The 13,544-nt window shown below is 70.2% G+C and carries 12 protein-coding genes; 6 read left to right on the forward strand and 6 right to left on the reverse strand.

The window, feature by feature from the left end; all coding sequences use genetic code 11:
- Positions 1-21: 21 nt before the first annotated feature.
- Positions 22-2,394, reverse strand: a complete 2,373-nt coding sequence (locus VGV13_19550; GenBank protein ID HEV8643283.1) for an exo-beta-N-acetylmuramidase NamZ domain-containing protein — start codon at positions 2,392-2,394, stop codon at positions 22-24.
- A 59-nt stretch (positions 2,395-2,453) separates the two neighbouring features.
- On the opposite strand from VGV13_19550, the gene VGV13_19555 reads away from it, so the two are divergent.
- Entirely contained in the window at positions 2,454-3,341 is an 888-nt protein-coding gene (locus VGV13_19555) for a complex I NDUFA9 subunit family protein (protein HEV8643284.1), read from the forward strand.
- Positions 3,342-3,351: 10 nt separating this feature from the next.
- Positions 3,352-3,801, forward strand: coding sequence for a hypothetical protein (locus VGV13_19560; GenBank protein HEV8643285.1), 450 nt, complete (start codon positions 3,352-3,354; stop codon positions 3,799-3,801).
- A gap of 163 nt (positions 3,802-3,964) precedes the next feature.
- Here VGV13_19560 and VGV13_19565 read toward each other — a convergent pair whose 3' ends face one another.
- Positions 3,965-4,258, reverse strand: a complete 294-nt coding sequence (locus VGV13_19565; protein ID HEV8643286.1) for a hypothetical protein — start codon at positions 4,256-4,258, stop codon at positions 3,965-3,967.
- 126 nt (positions 4,259-4,384) lie between these two features.
- On the opposite strand from VGV13_19565, the gene VGV13_19570 reads away from it, so the two are divergent.
- The 4 genes from VGV13_19570 to VGV13_19585 all read left to right on the forward strand — a co-directional run bounded on the left by VGV13_19570 (position 4,385) and on the right by VGV13_19585 (position 7,434).
- Positions 4,385-5,335 (forward strand): chromate resistance protein ChrB domain-containing protein, encoded by a 951-nt coding sequence (locus VGV13_19570; protein HEV8643287.1) that lies wholly within the window; start codon positions 4,385-4,387, stop codon positions 5,333-5,335.
- The gene (locus VGV13_19575; protein ID HEV8643288.1) at positions 5,332-5,724 is read left to right on the forward strand and encodes a chromate transporter; all 393 of its coding nucleotides are present in this window, start codon (positions 5,332-5,334) and stop codon (positions 5,722-5,724) included. Before VGV13_19570 ends, VGV13_19575 begins: the two co-directional genes overlap by 4 nt.
- 125 nt (positions 5,725-5,849) lie before the next feature.
- Positions 5,850-6,287, forward strand: a complete 438-nt coding sequence (locus VGV13_19580) for a chromate resistance protein ChrB domain-containing protein (protein ID HEV8643289.1) — start codon at positions 5,850-5,852, stop codon at positions 6,285-6,287.
- Positions 6,271-7,434, forward strand: a complete 1,164-nt coding sequence (locus tag VGV13_19585) for an MFS transporter (protein HEV8643290.1) — start codon at positions 6,271-6,273, stop codon at positions 7,432-7,434. The genes VGV13_19580 and VGV13_19585 overlap by 17 nt, the downstream gene beginning before the upstream one ends.
- Before the next feature lie 191 nt (positions 7,435-7,625).
- Here the strand turns inward: VGV13_19585 and VGV13_19590 are convergent, their stop codons facing one another.
- Genes VGV13_19590 through VGV13_19605 form a run of 4 tightly spaced genes read right to left on the reverse strand, consistent with a single transcriptional unit; the run spans position 7,626 to position 13,472 of the window.
- Entirely contained in the window at positions 7,626-9,917 is a 2,292-nt protein-coding gene (locus tag VGV13_19590; GenBank protein ID HEV8643291.1) for a GspE/PulE family protein, read from the reverse strand.
- 27 nt (positions 9,918-9,944) lie between these two features.
- Complete coding sequence (locus VGV13_19595) at positions 9,945-11,627, reverse strand: methylmalonyl-CoA mutase family protein (GenBank protein HEV8643292.1); 1,683 nt, start codon at positions 11,625-11,627, stop codon at positions 9,945-9,947.
- Positions 11,614-13,065, reverse strand: a complete 1,452-nt coding sequence (locus VGV13_19600) for an AMP-binding protein (GenBank protein ID HEV8643293.1) — start codon at positions 13,063-13,065, stop codon at positions 11,614-11,616. The genes VGV13_19595 and VGV13_19600 overlap by 14 nt, the downstream gene beginning before the upstream one ends.
- On the reverse strand, positions 13,062-13,472 hold the full coding sequence (locus VGV13_19605; GenBank protein HEV8643294.1) for a cobalamin B12-binding domain-containing protein: 411 nt from the start codon (positions 13,470-13,472) through the stop codon (positions 13,062-13,064). The genes VGV13_19600 and VGV13_19605 overlap by 4 nt, the downstream gene beginning before the upstream one ends.
- Positions 13,473-13,544 lie beyond the last annotated feature (72 nt).

Genomic DNA, 13,544 nt, shown 5'->3' on the forward strand with positions numbered 1-13,544 from the left:
CCGTCGCGAGGTCGAGGGAGGCTACGGGTAGATGAGATACGATGCCCGCCGATTCAAGAAGCTCTCGCGCTCCATCTCCGCCCAGCCCACCAGCCGGTCCAGCGGCTCGCTCCTGAGGAAGGCCCACATCGTCGGCCGGTGGACCAGGAGAAGCTGGATGTTCTCCGGCCTGAACTGGTCGCGATGCTGAGTCCGTAGCGCGCTGGCCAGCGCGAAGGCGACGGTCACGGGGCGGATCGCCTCGCGATCGGTGACGACGAGCCGCACGCCCCAGCAGGTGACGCGGGCGTAGCTGTCGTCGGTGGGCGTGAACATCACCGGCTCGAAGCGGAGGCCCGGCAGACGCTGGGCGTTCAGGGCGTCCGCGAGCGCGTGGGGATCGATCCAGGGCGCCCCCACCAGCTCGAACGGCGTGTCCGTTCCCCGCCCGACCGAGAGATTGGTCCCCTCCAGCAGCCCGATCCCGGAGTAGAGGAGCGCCTGCGTCACCGAGCGAATGTTCGGGGACGGGTTCACCCACGGCAGTCCCGTCTCGTCGTACCACCGCGACCGCTCCCAGCCGGCCACGGGCACGACGGTGAGCGAGACGGCAAGCTTGCGCTCGGCGGCCACCAGCCGCGCGAACTCGCCGATCGTGAGGCCGGTGCGCACCGGCAACGGATGGGGGGCGGTGAACGACCGGAGATCGGGATCCATCACCGGCCCCTCCACGATACGACCGGTGATCGGGTTGGGCCGGTCGAGCACGATGACCGGGATGCCCCGCCGTGCTGCCTCTTCCATCACGTACACGAGCGTCGTGAGGTAGGTGTAGTACCGCACGCCGATATCCTGGACGTCGAAGACCAGCACGCTGACCCCCCGGAGCATCTCGGACGTCGGGCGGCGGGAGGGGCCGTACAGGCTCCAGATCGGGGTCCCCGTCAGCGCGTCCCGCCCGTGCGGCACCTCCGCGGTCGCGTCGCCCGTGAGGCCGTGCTCCGGCGAGAAGATCGCCGCCAGGCGCACGCCCGGGGCCGACGCGAACAGGTCGATGGCCCGCCGCCCCCGCGCGTCGATCCCCGTCTGGTTGGTGATGAGCCCGACGGCGTGGCCCTGAAAGGGCGCGAAGTTCTGCGCGACGAGGACGTCGAGCCCGGTCCGCACGACCCCGGCGGCGCGGGACGGGAGCATCAGCCGGGCGCCGCTGCCGGTGTCGCCCTCGTCGGCGGCCGGCCCGGTGGCGCTGGCCACCGGCACGGGCAGAGATGGGGGCATGAACAGCGCGGCGCCGACCGCCGCCGCCACGCGTATCCGGAGCTCGCGGATCCTGGCGGCGCCGCCTCCGCTCGGATGCACGCGGTTGGTTAGCACGATCATGTAGGTCCGGGTCGGCGGGTCGACCCACACTGCGGTGCCGGTGAACCCGGTGTGCCCGACCGATTCCGGCGGAAAGAACGGCGACATCGCGCGGGAAAACGACGAGGACATGTCCCAGCCGAGCGCGCGGGCGCCGTCGACGTCGGGCGCGCGCGCCCACATCGTGTGGACGGTGGAGTCGCGCAGCACCCGCCGGCCGTCCAGCTCCCCACCGTTGAGGAGCATCCGGCAGATGCGGGCCAGGTCGGCCGCCGTCGAGAACATGCCGGCGTGACCGGCGACGCCGCCGAGCAAGCGAGCGCGCGGGTCGTGGACCTGGCCCTGGAGCAGCGCGCCGTTCTGGAAGTCGGTCGGGGCGACCCGCGCCCGCATCGCCCCGCTGGGGCGAAACGCGGTGTCGCGCAGCCCCAGCGGGCGGACGAGGATGTGCTCGAGATAGCGGTCGAGGGGCTCCCCGCCCACGCGGCGAACCACTTCGCCGAGGAGGATGAAGCCGGTGTCGCTGTACTGGAAGCCAGTGCCAGGTGAATAGTCGAGCGGCCGCTGCGCCAGCGCCCTGGCGGCGGCCGGGAATCCGCCGTTGAGGGTCCCGTTGGCGGGCAGCGCGGGGAAGCCCGCGCTGTGCGTGAGGATCCGATGGATCGTCACCTGCTCGAACGACCGGCCGCGGAACTCGCGGAGATAGCGGCCGAGCGGCGCGTCGAGCTTGAGGGCGCCGCGCTCGACGAGCGCCATGACGGCGACGGTCGTCCCCAGCGGCTTCGTCAGCGATGCGATGTCGAAGATGGTATCGGCCGTCATGGGCACCGGCGCGGGGACGAGGGTGCGCCAGCCCCAGGCGCGGTGGTACAGCGTCTCGTCGCCGCGCCCCACCAGCACCACCACGCCGGGAATATCGCCCGACGCCACGGCGTCGCGCGCCGCCTCGTCGACCCCGGTGAAGTCGGGCATGTCGGCGAAGACCTGGGAGGACCCGGTCAGCGCAAGCGAGACGACGACCGCGATCAGGAACCGAACGCCGTGAGCCGAGCGCACGGTGCGATCTTACCACTGATATATCCTTGTGTTAGGGTTAGAGGCGTCTTATGCAGTGTGTGTTCGTCACCGGGGCGACGGGGTTCGTGGGGCGGGCCGTCATCCAAGCCCTTCGAGCCGACAGGTACACGGTCCGCTGTCTCGTTCGCCGGGGGTCCGAGCGCGACCTGCAGGGACTGGGCGCCATCGAGCGCGTGGAGGGCGACGTCCTGGTTCGGCGCGGCCTGGAGGAGGACATGGCGGGCTGCCAGGCCGTCATCCACCTCGTCGGCATCATCCGCGAGCGCCCGGCGGTCGCCTCCACCTTCGAGCTGGTGCACACGCAGGGCACCATCAACATCATCGAGGCGGCCGCCGCGGCCGGTGTCCGCCGGTATCTGCACATGAGCGCGCTGGGCACGCGGCCGGGCGCGCGGTCGCGCTACCACCAGACGAAGTGGGCGGCGGAAGAGGCGGTGCGCGCCAGCGGGCTCGGCTGGACGATCTTCCGCCCGTCGATAATCTACGGCCGGGGCGACGCCTTCATCACGATGCTGGCACAGCTGGAGCGGCGGCTGCCGGTGGTGCCGGTCATCGGCACCGGCCGCCAGCGATTGCAGCCGGTGCCGGTGGAGCACGTGGCCGAGGGTTTCGCGGGCGCGCTGGTCCTGCCGGGGACGGAGAAGCAGACGTACGAGGTAGGCGGGCCGGATACGGTCACGATGGTCGAGCTGCTCGATATGATCGCCGCCGCCCTCGGCCGGCGGCGGGTCCGGAAGGTCTATATCCCGCTGAGCGTCATGCGTCCCCTGGCCCGCGTCCTTCATCCGCTGCCCGGATTTCCGGTGACGCCCGACCAGCTCCTCATGCTCCAGGAAGACAACGTGTGCGATCCGGCCCCCTTCTACTCCACGCTCGGCATCCGGCCCGTGCCGCTCGCGACCGGCATCGGCCGGATGCTCGAGTGAGCCGATCGACGTGCCCTTCCGGACCCGACCGGGGCAGCCGCGCGACCTCCTGGCCCTGGTGGACAGCGAGCTGCGGGAGCGGATCGAGGACGCGGTCGACCAGGTGAGCCTCGACGTGATGGTGCAGACGCGTCGCGCGCGCGGGCTGCCGGCGCCAGCGGTGGACAGCGCGCGCGATCGGAAGGAGTTCAGCGCCGGCGTCCGGAAGTTCCTCGAGCGGCTGCGCACCGTGCTCTTGCCCGAGCTGGCCGCGGAGCGGCAACGCAAGGCCGAGGAGGCCCTGGCAGGCGCCGCCGGAGAGGACCCGATCCCTCGCCTGGTCAGTGTCCAGGCGGTGCTGGCCAAGGAGCTGCCCGACTACTGGCAGCGCTTCGAGGTCGTCCGCGTGGCGTACACCTCGGAGCAGGTCGAATCAGGCCGCGAGCGCCGGGGGCTGCTGGGCCGGCTCTTATCCCGCTGAGGGATGTGCGGGCTGGCAACGACAGGGCCGCCCGCCAGAGCGCAGGCCCGATGTCGATCGAGTCTCTCGCCCGGGTGGGGCCGCCGATCACGCCGAGGACCCACGCGGAGCAGATCGCCAAGACGACCCGGCTCCAACGGGAAGAGGCGGCCGACTCCCCTGACTACGCGGCGTCGCTGATCCGGCTGACCTCGGTGATGACCTCGGGTGCCGCTGACTTCCAGGCGGCCAGGGCCCAGAGGTTCTCCAGGTCCTCGAGGGAGCGGCGCCAGCGGCCGTAGCCCTCCAACATAGCGGCCCGGACGGCCGCCATCTGACCCTCGACTTCGTCCAGACGCTTCCGCAGCGCCGGGTTGCGGGCGGCGATAGTCTCCAGACAGCCCCCGGGCACGGCGCCTGCCAGGCGGTCCAGGAGACCGCTCGCCTCCTCGTTCAGGACCTTCTCGAGTCGGTTCATCGGGACACCTCCCACCACCCCCGGCAAACCCGGGGCCCATATACTCGTCACGTGATGAGTTATATGTCAAGCGATCGGCCTGGGGGAGCTTGCCTTGATGTAACACTTGATGTACTCATGTAACCAATGATGCAGGACACGACCTGGCTCGTCTTGATCGTGAGTCTGCCCCGCGAGCCCTCGAGTCTGAGAGTGCGGGCGTGGCGGCGGCTCCGCGCGCTGGGCGCGCTGGCCCTCAAGAACGGCGTCTGGGTCCTGCCCGCCAGCGCCGAGAGCACGGAGCAGTTCCAGTGGCTGGCCCAGGAGGTTGGGCGCGACGGCGGTGACGCCACTCTGCTCCGCGTCGAGCGCGTCGAGAACCTGAGCGAGGAGGACATCGTCCGGCGCTTCCGCCAGGCGCGCGAGGCGGACTACCGCGCGCTCGGCGAGCGCTACCGCCGGCTCCTGCGCGCGCTCGACCGCGCGCGGCGGGCGTCCGAGCGCGCGCGCGCCCACGAGGAGGCGGCGCGCCTGGCCCGCGAGCTGAGCCGCCTGCGCGAGATCGACTACTTCGAGGCGCCGGCGGGCGTGGAGGTGCTCCGGGCCAAGGAGGCGGTGGACGCGCGGCTGGCCTCGCCGGCGCCTCCGGCCCCGCCCGCCGGGCGGCTGCGCGAGCTGCAGGGCCGCACCTGGGTCACCCGCCCGCGGCCGCACGTCGACCGTCTGGCCTCGGCCTGGTTCATCCGGCGGTTCGTCGATCCCGAGGCCCGCTTCGTGTTCGCCGCGCCGGAGGACCGGCCTCCCGACGCCGTGCCCTTCGACATGGTAGGGGCGGAGATCGGTCATCACGGTGACCGCTGCACGTTCGAGACCCTGCTGGTCATGAGCGGGCTCCAGGACCCGCGCCTGGGCGCCCTGGCCGAGATCGTCCACGAGGCCGACCTGCGCGACGGCAAGTTCCCGCGTGAGGAGGCCCGCGGGCTGGACCTGACGATTCGCGGCCTGCTGGCCGCCACCCCCGACGATGACGCGGTGCTGGCCACCGGCTTCACGCTCTTCGAGGGCCTACACGCCGCGCTAGGAGGAGCCGGACGATGAGCACCACCACCATTGGGTTTCATGGCTGGCACCACGCCACGGACCTGGGCGTGGCCGGGGCCATGCTGGGGGCGTTGATCGCGACGTACTTCACCTTCATGCCCTGCTTCCTCTGCATCTTCCTGGGCGCCCCCTACGGGGAGCAGAGCCGGGGGAACCGCCTTCTGGCCGGGGCCCTGGCCACGATCACGGCCGCGGTGGTGGGCGTGGTCCTCAACCTGGCGATGTGGTTCGCGCTCCACGTGCTGGTGCCCGGCGGCCGCCTGGACGCCTTCGCGCTGGTGGTGGCCATGGCGGCCTTCGTCGCCCTGCAGCGCTTCGGGTGGGACATCGTCCCGGTCGTCCTCGGCGCCGCCGGGCTGGGCCTGATCTACCGGATGATCGGATGACGCGCTCGAGAAAAGACTGAGGAGGCCGTGATGCATCACCAGATCCTTCCGATTCCCTGTAAGCCGTGGACGCTACACTGGCTGCCCGAGCGGCTGGCCCCCGGGACCCGCGAGGAGGTCGCCCCATGAAGTGGGTCACCCGAGAGAAAGCGAGAGTGGATCGCATCGCCTGTCCCTGGCTGGTCAGCCGCTTCGTCGATCGTGAGCCCGTCTTCCTCTTCGTGCCGCCCACCGAGGTGAGGCGGGTGGCCGAGCGGGAGGGCGCGATTCCGTACGACGTGCCGGATGTCGAGCTGGGCCACCACGGCGACCGGTGCTCGTTCGATGCCTTCCTCGAGAAGTACGGGCTCGAGGATCCCGCGCTGCGGGCGCTGGCCCGGATCGTCCGCGGCGCGGACACCGACGCCCGGCATCTGGCGCCGGAGTCCCCCGGTCTCTACGCGGTCGCCTCCGGCTTCCGGACGATCGCGGCCGACGACCACGACAACATGCGGCTGCAGTTCCCAGCGTACGACGCGCTCTACGCCTACTGCCAGGCGCGGGTCCGTGGCGGCACCGCCTGAAGTCATCGCCGTCTTCGCGGCGAAGACCGCCCGCACGTTCTGCTACGGCTTCCTGGGGATCGTGCTCCCCGTCTATCTCGGCGAGCTGGGTGTCGGCCCGCTGGGGGTGGGCACCGCGGTGACGCTGACCCTCGCCGCCAGCGCGGCCCTGACGTGGATGGTGCGGAGGCCGGCCGAACGCTACGGTGCGCGCGTCGCCCTGCTGGGGCTCGTGGTCCTGAGCGCCCTGTCGGCGCTCATGCTCCTGGCGTCGCGGAGCCCGTGGGTGGTCGTGGCCGCGGCGATGCTCGGCAACGTCGCCGTCGGGACCGGGGAGACCGGCCCGTTTCTGACGATCGAGCAGGTCGTCGTCGCGCGCGCGGTGACGGGCGTCCGCCGGACGACGCTCCTCAGCGTCTACAACCTGCTGGGCTACGGCGCGGCGGCGCTCGGCGCCGCCGCGGTCCGAGGCGTGGCCGGGTACGATGCCCTGTTCCTGCTCTTCCTCGCCGGCGCCGCCCTGCAGGCGATCGCCTACCGGTTCCTCCCCCCCAGGGCCCGCGCCGCGGCCGCGCGGCCCCACGGTCCCCTCACCTCGGCGCCGCTGATCCGCCGGCTGGCCGCGCTCTTCGCGCTCGATTCCTTCGCGGGGGGCTTCGTGCTGCAGTCGCTGGTCGCGTACTTCCTGCACGTGCGGTTCGGGCTCGACCTGGCTGCGCTCGGGCTCATTTTCTTCGTCGCGCAGCTCCTGACCGCCGCCTCCCTCCTGCTCGCCGCTCGGTGCGCCGCGCGGTTCGGCCTCCTGGCCACCATGGTGGTGTCGCACCTGGCCTCGAACGTCTTCCTCATCGGGATGGCGGCGGCCCCCAGCGGAGCGGTGGCCGTCGCGCTCTTGCTCCTCCGGCAGCTGCTCTCGCAGATGGACGTCCCCACCCGGCAGGCTTACGTCATGGCCGTCGTCGAGGACCACGAGCGCGAAGCGGCTGCCAGCACCACCAATCTCGCGCGGACGCTCGCGCAGGCGATCACCCCGGCGCTCACCGGCTGGACGATGCAGGCGCTGGCGCTGGCGGCGCCCTTCGTGCTGGGCGGGGGCTTGAAGATCGTCTACGACGTGCTCCTCTACTTCACCTTCAAGGACGTGAAGCTGAAGAGCGAGACGCAGTAGCGCGGCCCCGGTCGGGGATGAGCCCGCGAGCCCCGTGATGCTCGACGCGGAAGTAGCACGCGAGCGGGGTGGGGACCGATCCTGCGAGAGCCGTAGCTTCTGGACGCCGTGGCGGCTCGGGTGACGGAATGGGCGCTTGGCGGCGTTGCCAGCGTGCTCGAGCAGGATCGGTCCCGACCCCGCTCGACTTGCTACTTGATCGCGGCGGCTTTGACTTGTCGGTGGTCGGTGAGGCCGCTGAGCGTCTTGAGGATGCCGTCCTGGACGAGGGTGGTCATGCCCTCGGCCTTGGCCTGCGCGAGCATTTCGGGGACGCGCGCCTTGGTCTGGATGAGGCGTTTCATCTCGTCGGAGGCCAGGAGCAGCTCGTGGATGCCGGCCCGCCCGCGGTAGCCGGTCTTGTTACAGCTCGGGCAGCCCTTGCCCCGATAGAGCTTGAACTTGTCGTCGTACTTGGGGCCGAGCGCCTCGAACTCCTCTTTGCCGTAGGCTTGGGCCAGCGCCTCGTACTCCGCCCGCTCCGGATGGTACGGCCCCTTGCAGTCCTCACAGATGCGCTTGACGAGCCGCTGGGAGAGCACGCCGAGCAGCGCGTCGGCGAAGTTGAAGGAATCGAGACCCATGTCGAGCAGGCGCACGACGGTCTCCACCGCGCTGTTCGTGTGCAACGTGCTCAGAACGAGGTGGCCGGTCAGCGAGGCTTCGATGCCGGTGGCGGCCGTCTCCTCGTCGCGCATCTCGCCGACCATGATGACGTCCGGGTCGGCGCGCAGGAAGGCCCGCATGGCCGCCGCGAAGGTGAAGCCGATCTTGGTATTCACCTGGACCTGGCGCAGCCCGTACTGCGTGATCTCGACGGGGTCCTCGGCCGTCCAGATCTTCCGATCGGGCTTGTTGATGTAGCCCAGGACCGAATGCAGCGTGGTCGTCTTGCCCGATCCGGTGGGCCCCACGCAGAGGATGAGTCCGTAAGGCTTCTGGGCGACGGCCTTCAGCTCTCTCAAATTTCGCTCGGTCATGCCCAGCTTGTCGATGGGGATCGGCTCGTTGGACGCCAGGATGCGCATGACCACGTCCTCGTTGCCGCCGGCGGTCGGCACGGTGGCCACGCGGAGCTCGATCTCCCGGTTGTCGGGGAGCTTGAACTTGATCTTGCCGTCCTGGGGCTTGCGGCGCTCGGCGATGTCGAGCTGGGCCATGATCTTGATCCGGGCCACGATCGCCCGCCGGTAGGCGCCGGGGATCTTCTGGTACTCCATGTTGGAGCCGTCCACCCGGATGCGGATGACGGTGTCGCGCTGGGACCCGTAGGGCTCGATGTGGATGTCCGACGCGCGGGCCTTGTGGGCGTCGACGACCATCTGGTTGGCGAGCCGGATGATCGCGCTGTCGTTCTCGTCGACCTCGGCGCCGCTGATCTCCTCCCGTTCGACGGTGTCCTCGGCCTTGAGGTCGCCGAGGATCTCGCCGATCGTGCCCTTGGCCGCCAGCTCGCCGCCGGCGGTGGAGAGGAACTCGAGGATGTCCTTCCGCAGCCCGACCGCCAGGTTGATCTTGTGGCGCGGCAGGAGCTGGTGGATCGCGTCGACCTTCTGGATGTCCTGGGGATTGTCGACGAGAACGGTGAGGCCCTGGTCGTCGCGCCGGAGTGGCAGCCACAAGGCCTTCTTCAGATACTCGAGCTTCAGGTCCCGCATCAGGTCGGAGGGCGGAGCGATCTTGTCGTCGAACTCGACGAAGGGGCAGCGGTAGAACTGGCTGAGCGCCGTCCCCAGCTCCGCCTTGGGGACCTTGTACTGCTCGAACAGGACCGTCTCCACATCGGTCTGCTTGCGGCGGGCCTCGGCGATGGCACTGTTGAGCTCGTCCTGGGTGATCAGCTCCTGGGCCAGGAGGTAGTCGAACTTCCCCGCCCGCTTCTGGGCCAACTGGAACTGGTTGTTGAGGGCGATGCCCAGCGTCTTGGCCAGGCGCACCACGCTGGTCTCGTCGTCCTTGGTGAACCGGGCGCCGCGCTTTCGGTTGAGGAGCTGGATGACGCCGACGGCGCGGTTCTCGTGCATGATGGGCAGCGCCAGGACCTGCTTGGTCCGGAACCCGGTCTTCTGGTCCCAGCTGCTGTCGAAGCTGAGCGTGGGCGCGATGCGCGTCAGCTCGGCGCCGTCGTAGGCGTCGGTGATGTTCACCGGGCGGCGCGCCGACGCCACGTACCCGGCGATGCTCTTCTCGCTGATGGGCACGCGGATCTCACGGACCTCGCCCACGTCGCCGGCCACGAATCTCGAGTAGAGCTCTTTCTTGTCCTGGTCCACCGCGTAGAGCGTCATACGCTCGGCCTCGATGAGACCCAGGATATCGCCCTGCAGTTCGAGGAAGATGCTGTCGAGGCTCTTGGCCGAGTGGATGCGGTCCACGAGCTGCACGAGCTTCTGCTCGTAGGCCAGCTTCTCCTGGAGGGCCTGGACGCTCTCGAGCTGAGCCACGCTATTTTCCAGTCTAGCAGAAGACCGCTAAAAAACGGGGCGTTCTACATAGGTCCCCCAGACGCGGCGGAGACGGGCGACGATCTCTCCCAGCGAGGCTCGAGCCCTCACCAGCTCGATCGTCACCGGCATGAGGTTGACCGAAGGCTCTGGCGCCTCGCGCTCGAGCCGGTCCAGGAGCGCCGCCACTCGTCCGGCGTCCCGCCGGGCGCGGACGTCGCGTAACCGCTCGATCTGGCGTGCTTCCACGTCCCGGGCGACCTGGTGGATCTCGAGCCCGCCGGGCTCCGGCGGCTCCACGTATTTGTTCACGCCGATGACGGTCTCCTCGCCGGAGGCCTTGCGGCGCGCGAAGTCGTACGCCGACTCGGCGATCTCGCGCTGGAAGTAGCCCTCCTCGATCGCCTTGAGCGTCCCGCCCATCGCGTCCACCTTGCCAAGGATCTCGAAGACGGCCGCCGCGAACTGGTTGGTGAGCGCCTCCACGTAGTAGGACCCGCCCAGCGGATCCACCACGTTGGGCACGCGCGTCTCCTCCGCGATGATCTGCTGCGTGCGGAGGGCGATCTTCATGGCCTGCTCGGAGGGGATCGCGTAGGCCTCGTCCAGGCCGTTGGTGTGGAGCGACTGGGCGCCGCCGAGGACGGCCGACAGCGCCTGCAGCGCCGTGCGCACGATGTTGTTGAGGGGCTGGGCCTTCGTCAGGGTGGCCGCCGCCGTCTGGCAGTGGAAGCGCAGGCGCATGGACTCCGGCTTGGTGGCCCCGAAGCGCTCCTTCATGAGCTTGGCCCAGATCCGGCGCGCCGCCCGGAATTTCGCCACCTCCTCGAAGAAGTCGGCCTGGGCGACGAAGTAGAAGGCCAGCCGGGGCGCGAACGCGTCCACGGGGACGCCAGCCCGCGTCACCTCCTCGACGTAGGCGATGGCGTTGGCCATCGTGAACGCCACCTCCTGGACGGACGTCGCGCCCGCCTCCGAGATGTGGTAGCCGCTGATGTTGATGGGGTTGTAGCGGGCCATCCGCTCGGCGCCGAAGACGATCATGTCGCGGACCAGCCGCAGCGAGGAGCGGATGGGGAAGATCCACTCCTTCTGGGCGACGTACTCCTTCAGGATGTCGGCCTGGGTCGTCCCCGAGAGCCGGTGGGCGTCGTATCCGCGGGCCTCGGCCAGCGCGACATACATGGCCAGGAGGATCCAGGCCGTGGGGTTGATCGTCATCGACACCGAGATGCGCTCGAGGTCGATCCCCTCGAAGAGCGCCTCCATGTCCTCGATGGTGTCGATCGCCACGCCCTCGCGCCCGACCTCGCCCAGCGCCCGGGGATCGTCCGAGTCGTAGCCCATCAATGTTGGCATGTCGAAGTCGACGGACAGTCCCGTTTGTCCTTGTTCGATCAGGTATCGGAAACGGCGATTGGTGTCGCTTCCGGTCCCATAGCCGGCGATCTGCCGCATCGTCCACAGCCGGCCCCGGTACATGGTAGGGTACGGCCCCCGCGTGAACGGATAGCGGCCGGGCAGGCCGATCTCCTCGAAGGGGGTGGCGGCGATGTCCTCGGGGCTGTAGGCGCGCTTGACCGGCAAGCCGGACGCGGTTCGGTACTCCGCTCGACCCTCGGGCTGGCGGGCGAGGAACTCCCGCAGCTCGCTGGCCTCCCATTCGCGGCGCCGGGCCGCCGCCCGCTCGATGGCTTCAGGGTCGAACATGGCTCGTCCTCTCTCGGTACAGGTCGCGATCGTCGATCACGCGCCGGGCCTTGAACTCCGCGCGTGGGATCTCGCCCGCCGGCACCAGCTCGATCACCGGGCGCACGCCGAGCCGGGCCCGGAGGCGCTCCTCCATGGTCGCGCGCAAGCGCTGCTGAGCGTCCGCGGCCGCGTGCGTCGCCGCGTGCTCGGCGCGGATGAGCAGCTCGTCCATCGCCTCGCGGCGCGAGATGATCACCCGGAACTCGCCGCCGAAGCCGTCGATGGCGCGGAGCGTATCCTCGATGGCGCCGGGATAGATGTTCTCGCCCCGCACGATGAACATGTCGTCGATCCGGCCGTAGAGCCCGTCCGGCAGCCGCGGATAGGTACGGCCGCAGGGGCACGGCTCGTCGGTCCAGCGGGCGAGATCGCCGGACACCAGACGGATCATCGGCTGCGAGGTGCGTTCCAGGTGCGTGTAGACGGGCGTGCCCTCGGCGCCGAACGGCACCGGCTCGAACGTCGCCGGGTCGCAGAGCTGGGTGTAGACGAGATCCTGCCAGAGGTGCATGCCGGTGCGGCGGCGACACTCGCCGTTCGTCATCCACGGCGTCATCTCCGCCATGCTGCCCATGTCGATGCAGATCCCGTCGAACGTCTCCTCGATTCGGCGCTTGGTGGCCGGGATGCCCGCCCCCGGCTCGCCCGAGAAGAAGAGAATGCGGAACCCGAATTCCCGCGGGTCGATGCCCTGGCGGCGCGCCGTCTCGGCCAGGTGGAGCGCGTAGGAGGGCGTGCCGTAGAAGGCGGTCGGTGTGAGGTCACGCGCCCAGCCCACCGCCATCAGCGTCTGGCCGGCCAGGCCGGCGCCGAACGGAAACATCGTGGCGCCGAGGCGCTCGCCGCCCTTCAGCGCCCCCCAGGACCCCAGATAGAGGCTGAAGAACGAGCAGACCATGATGCGATCGGCAGGGCGCAGCCCGGCGCTCCAGAGAATGCGCGCATGGGCCTCGCCCAGGCGGTCCCAGTCGTCGGCGCCGATGCCGAAGACCGTGGGGCGTCCGGTGGTGCCGCTGGTGCCGTGGATGCGCGCCACCTGATGGGGCTCGATGCAGAGCGCGTCGCCGAACGGCGGCCGGGCGGCCTGCGCCTCGCGCAGCTCCGCCTTCTGGAGCACCGGGAAGCGCGCGAGATCGTCCAGGCTCTCGAGCGTGTCGGGCGACACTCCGGCCGCCTCCCACTTGCGACGGTAGAAGGCGCTCCGCTCCCACGCATAGCGGACCTGCCGCCGGAGCTTGCCCAGGATGATCGCGTCGCGCTCGGCCGGGTCCCCGCACTCGAGCTCCGGCAACCAGTGTTCGACGCTGGGATCGGGCCGGTACGTCGCGTCGTAGCGCGGCGGCCACACGCGCAGATCCACGCCGCGTGTGCGCGCCAGCGCGGCCAGGTCGATCATCGCTCCGATCGCGCCGCCGCCGCCCCCCGCACGCGCCGCACGACTTCCTCGGGTGGCGTGTCCTGCAGCACCACGTCGCGGACGCCCATCGCCTTGAGGGCGGGCACGTCCTCGTCCGGGATGACGCCGCCCACGACGAGCGCGATGTCCTCGGCATCGGACTCGCGCAGGAGCTGGAGCAGGCGGGGGATGAGCGTCATGTGGGCGCCCGAGAGCAGACTGACGCCGACGACGTCGACGTCTTCCTGGACGGCCGCCGCCACGACTTCCTCCGGCGTGCGGTGAAGACCGGTGTAGATCACGTCCACCCCGCCGTCGCGGAGGCAGCGGGCGACGATCTTGGCGCCGCGGTCGTGCCCGTCGAGGCCGACCTTGGCGATGAGTACGCGGAGGGGACCGTCGCTCATGGAAGCGTATTGTACGCCGGAGTGCCGGGGGACCGGACGGCGCGCGGAGGCGGCTCGCCAGGTCGGAGGGGG

Source organism: Candidatus Methylomirabilota bacterium (assembly GCA_036001065.1).
In the GTDB taxonomy this organism is placed as follows: domain Bacteria; phylum Methylomirabilota; class Methylomirabilia; order Rokubacteriales; family CSP1-6; genus MNEF01.

Excerpts from the sequence above, each read along its gene's own strand:
- VGV13_19595 (HEV8643292.1), bottom strand. The coding sequence starts at position 11,627 with ATGTTCGACCCTGAAGCCATCGAGCGGGCGGCGGCCCGGCGCCGCGAA.
- VGV13_19580 (HEV8643289.1), top strand. The coding sequence starts at position 5,850 with ATGAAGTGGGTCACCCGAGAGAAAGCGAGAGTGGATCGCATCGCCTGT.
- VGV13_19605 (HEV8643294.1), bottom strand. The coding sequence starts at position 13,472 with ATGAGCGACGGTCCCCTCCGCGTACTCATCGCCAAGGTCGGCCTCGAC.
- VGV13_19565 (HEV8643286.1), bottom strand. The coding sequence starts at position 4,258 with ATGAACCGACTCGAGAAGGTCCTGAACGAGGAGGCGAGCGGTCTCCTG.
- VGV13_19575 (HEV8643288.1), top strand. The coding sequence starts at position 5,332 with ATGAGCACCACCACCATTGGGTTTCATGGCTGGCACCACGCCACGGAC.
- VGV13_19570 (HEV8643287.1), top strand. The coding sequence starts at position 4,385 with ATGATGCAGGACACGACCTGGCTCGTCTTGATCGTGAGTCTGCCCCGC.
- VGV13_19600 (HEV8643293.1), bottom strand. The coding sequence starts at position 13,065 with ATGATCGACCTGGCCGCGCTGGCGCGCACACGCGGCGTGGATCTGCGC.